This window comes from Mesorhizobium sp. M1A.T.Ca.IN.004.03.1.1 (assembly GCF_003997555.1).
In the GTDB taxonomy this organism is placed as follows: Bacteria; Pseudomonadota; Alphaproteobacteria; order Rhizobiales; family Rhizobiaceae; genus Mesorhizobium.
This window is the reverse complement of sequence record NZ_RZTV01000133.1, coordinates 1-320: the sequence shown is the minus strand read 5'-3', so window position 1 is coordinate 320 and position 320 is coordinate 1. Positions and strand designations below refer to the sequence as shown.

Annotated in this window: 1 protein-coding gene; it reads left to right on the top strand. The window is 59.4% G+C overall.

The features are described from left to right. On the top strand, nucleotides 1–320 hold a 320-nt coding region (locus tag EOD29_RS31020), incomplete at both ends, for a phosphatase PAP2 family protein (protein WP_206520531.1).

The following is a 320-nucleotide window of genomic DNA, read 5'->3' as shown; positions in this document are numbered from 1 at the left end:
CGGGAGACACCGCGCGGTTTGGCGAACAGCTGGCCTTCCTGGCCAAGGGACTCGGATCGTTCTACTCCGCTGTTTCCTATCAAAATTACCTGTGGTCGTTGAACGAAGCCGGGCGGACGGGTTTTGGTTCGGGCATTTCGGCGTTTCCGAGCGTCCATGTCGGCCTGGTAACGCTTAACGCGCTGTTCCTGCGCGAGTACAATCGCTACCTCGGCGCGCTGGCTTTCCTCTATGTGGCCTTTGTCGCGGCCAGTTCCGTCTATCTGGCTTGGCACTATGCGATCGACGGCTATGTTGCCGCCTCCGTGACGTTCCTGATC